Source organism: Psychromonas antarctica (assembly GCF_022267535.1).
Lineage (GTDB): Bacteria > Pseudomonadota > Gammaproteobacteria > Enterobacterales > Psychromonadaceae > Psychromonas > Psychromonas antarctica.
In genome coordinates, this window is the sequence record NZ_JAHNZV010000193.1 from 1 (window position 1) to 2911 (window position 2911).

A 2911-nucleotide genomic window follows, 5' to 3' on the forward strand; every position below is an offset into this window, starting at 1 on the left:
AAGTAATACCACGTGGAATGCACACACTAGCCAAGTAAAGTCGATTTTAAAAGATTTAGAGCGCTCATATGTTAATAGCTACAATTCAACAGGAAATTTAAATAATCAAAGTTTTTTTACTAGAAGAAAAGTGTATTTTCAACGACTTGACAATGCACTTAGTAGATTTGGTCAGCCTGCAATGGGTGGTAAATTACTCTCTGGTGATGTGCGCAGTAATTTAGGGCTTAGCAGCAAAAGTATTGTTCATCAATGGAGTAAACAGCCAGGTAATGTTACGACCATTCCTAATTTTGCAAAAAACTATGAAACGGTTGCAAAAATGTCACGTAATTTAAAACGTGTTGGTTATGTCGGAATAGCTTTAACAGGAGTTGACGCGGTTGCCAACATACAAAAAGCCTGCTCAGTTGGTGATGATGCTCAATGTAGAAAAGCTAAATATACTCAAACAGGTAAAGCAGGAGCTAGCGTTGTTGGTGGTATTGGTGGTGGAATGTTTGCCACTTGGGCAACGTGTTCATTAGTTTTTGGTTTGCCTTCGGCAGGTACAAGTACTTTTTGGTGTGCTGTGGTTGCAGGAACTGCAGGTGGTTATGTGGGTGCTGAAGCAGGTGGTTATGTAGGAAATAAAGGAGGGGAATTTTTGTATCGTACTAATTCCATTAAATAATATGGCCCTACAGTTGCCAGAACTTATTTTTTTAACCCTTTTGCTTTCTGGAAGTATAGGGATTTTTATTTGGATTTGTTTGGTGTTCTATTTAAAGTCAAAATGGCTTCCCTTCTTAGAAGACAAACTTGATGATGGTGTTAAATTTTATACTTTAAATATTTTTTTTTCAGGGCAAGGCGTTTTACAGTACGGTACTGTATTTATCAGTTCATTTCATGCAAAACGATATGGCATGCTCGAGAAAAGAAACAATGTTCCTAAACATGTTCAAAGGCTATTTGTTTTTTCCTTTTGTTGGTTCATGTTGAGCTTTTTTTTGATGGTTGCAAGCACCATAATTCTCGTAGTGTATGATTTATAAAGAGCAACTAACAAATTGTTGCACGCGGACTCGATACAGTTGTCGCGGTTTTTGCTAAAAGAAAAAGCAGCAAAAATAGCACCAACTTACTCGCCGGTGAGCAAGGCGTTAGTTGTTTATAGCGTCCGACAACTGACATACTCTTTAAATCACAGGACGTGGAGAAAAAACATGAAAGTCTTAAAATTGTTACCCGCTATTTTGTTAAGTTTGGTTATAGCTGGGTGTAGTAGTAATAGCACTAATGAATCTGAAATTTCAGCTCCAACTTCTATTTCAGGAAAAACTATCAAAGTTACAATTTCATCTGGCTCTGGTGGTTTTGCCTCTACCGGAACTGCAGATGTTGTCGTTTCAAATACGACAAATCAATATACGATCAATGGGGATGGGGTAAACGTAGTTAACTCAGCGGGTACTTTTTCGTACAGTTCAAGTGGCAACAAAGGTACTATTGCTATTGATGACTCTGCTTTTGGTAAAGGAAACTATAACCTTACGTATACATCAACTACTTCAGGTACTTTTACTGCTGATATAGAAAAATATCCATCAGCCACTCAATCAGGCTCATTTAAAGAGTAATAGTAGCACTGCTTGTGCTTGGCAAAATGCACAACTAACAAAGCAAAGCACTGGACGCTAAACAGTTGTCACGTTTTTTGCCAAAACAAAAAGCCAGCAAAAACAGCGCCAACTTACGCGCCAGTGTTTAGCGGCGTTATGTGTTAAGAGGAGTTTGCATGGAGTGGCTATCGAATACTGAGATCTATGAAATTATGCGGGTTCTAGCAAATGAATATATATCTGAAACTGACTTACCTAATACTATAGATCTAATTAATCAGGGGGAAGCAGACGGTGATTTTCCCGCTGGTAAATGGCTCCTACATAATCTTGATAGCTCAAGTAAGGAAACAGGAAAGTTACTTAGTGATGAACATGCAGTTCTTTATAGACAACTTTGTGATCATTGCATCTGAATTGCAAACACATAACAAGTCAAAGCACTGGACGCTAAACAGTTTGTCATTATTTTTGCAAAAGAAAACCCACAAAAACACTGCCAACCTAGCGTCAGTGTTTAGCGGCGTTATAACTCAAACCTAAAGTGTTGCATTTGGCTCGATTTATTACTATTATTGGTACCATATTTAGTACAAATAAAGGTGCGAATGATGGGTAGAATTCATTTTGATCAAGATATTAAACCATTATCAGAGTTTAGAGCTGGCGTCGCTTCATTTATACGCCAAATTAATGAAACGAGAAGACCAATAGTTATCACTCAAAGAGGAAAAGGTGTTGCTGTAGTTCTCGATGTTTCTGAGTATGAAGCCATGCAAGAAAAGATAGAGTTACTTGAAGAAGTTCAAAAAGCAGAAGCTCAACTTTCTATGGGACTAGGTATTTCTAATGCTGATGCACGGGCTAAAATGTTGCTGAGTATTAAAAATTGAAAGTTATTTGGTCACCGCTTGCGTTAGAAAAATTAGAAGTAATTGCTGAATACATTGCCTCGGATAAATCGTCGGCTGCTGAGAAGTGGGTTAACGATGTATTTGATCTTGCTGAGCTTTTAGGCTCTCAGCCTAAAATGGGGCGAGAAGTTCCTGAGTTATTAGGATCTAATTATCGCGAAGTCATTTTTGGCAGCTACCGAATAATTTATAAAATAGAAAAAGAGATTAAAATATTAACATTGCGTAATTGTCGGCAGTTACTTGTAATCGATAATGTTGAGTTATAACAACACGCCCTGAGGTGGACCGCAAGTAAAAATTAGCTAGTTATTGCAAATTTTAACAGCGGTGAGCCTCTTCGTTTCAGTGCTTCTAAATATTTTGACTCATCGTACGGTGTGTTGGTTTTCC

General features: G+C 37.7%; 5 protein-coding genes. All 5 read left to right on the forward strand.

Going from position 1 to position 2911, the window contains the following annotated elements; genetic code table 11:
* Window positions 1-673 (forward strand): hypothetical protein (locus KSO91_RS16725; RefSeq protein WP_238744159.1); only part of this gene is annotated, 673 nt, incomplete at its 5' end.
* A 535-nt stretch (window positions 674-1208) separates the two neighbouring features.
* Entirely contained in the window at window positions 1209-1622 is a 414-nt protein-coding gene (locus KSO91_RS16730) for a hypothetical protein (protein WP_238744160.1), read from the forward strand.
* Window positions 1623-1780: 158 nt separating this feature from the next.
* A complete protein-coding gene (locus tag KSO91_RS16735; RefSeq protein ID WP_238744161.1) occupies window positions 1781-2020 on the forward strand; it encodes a hypothetical protein in 240 nt (79 codons plus the stop codon).
* Between the two features lie 195 nt (window positions 2021-2215).
* Complete coding sequence (locus KSO91_RS16740; protein WP_238744163.1) at window positions 2216-2497, forward strand: type II toxin-antitoxin system Phd/YefM family antitoxin; 282 nt, start codon at window positions 2216-2218, stop codon at window positions 2495-2497.
* Entirely contained in the window at window positions 2494-2787 is a 294-nt protein-coding gene (locus KSO91_RS16745) for a type II toxin-antitoxin system RelE/ParE family toxin (RefSeq protein WP_238744162.1), read from the forward strand. Before KSO91_RS16740 ends, KSO91_RS16745 begins: the two co-directional genes overlap by 4 nt.
* Window positions 2788-2911 lie beyond the last annotated feature (124 nt).

Excerpts from the sequence above, each read along its gene's own strand:
- KSO91_RS16735 (WP_238744161.1), top strand. The coding sequence starts at position 1,781 with ATGGAGTGGCTATCGAATACTGAGATCTATGAAATTATGCGGGTTCTA.
- KSO91_RS16730 (WP_238744160.1), top strand. The coding sequence starts at position 1,209 with ATGAAAGTCTTAAAATTGTTACCCGCTATTTTGTTAAGTTTGGTTATA.
- KSO91_RS16740 (WP_238744163.1), top strand. The coding sequence starts at position 2,216 with ATGGGTAGAATTCATTTTGATCAAGATATTAAACCATTATCAGAGTTT.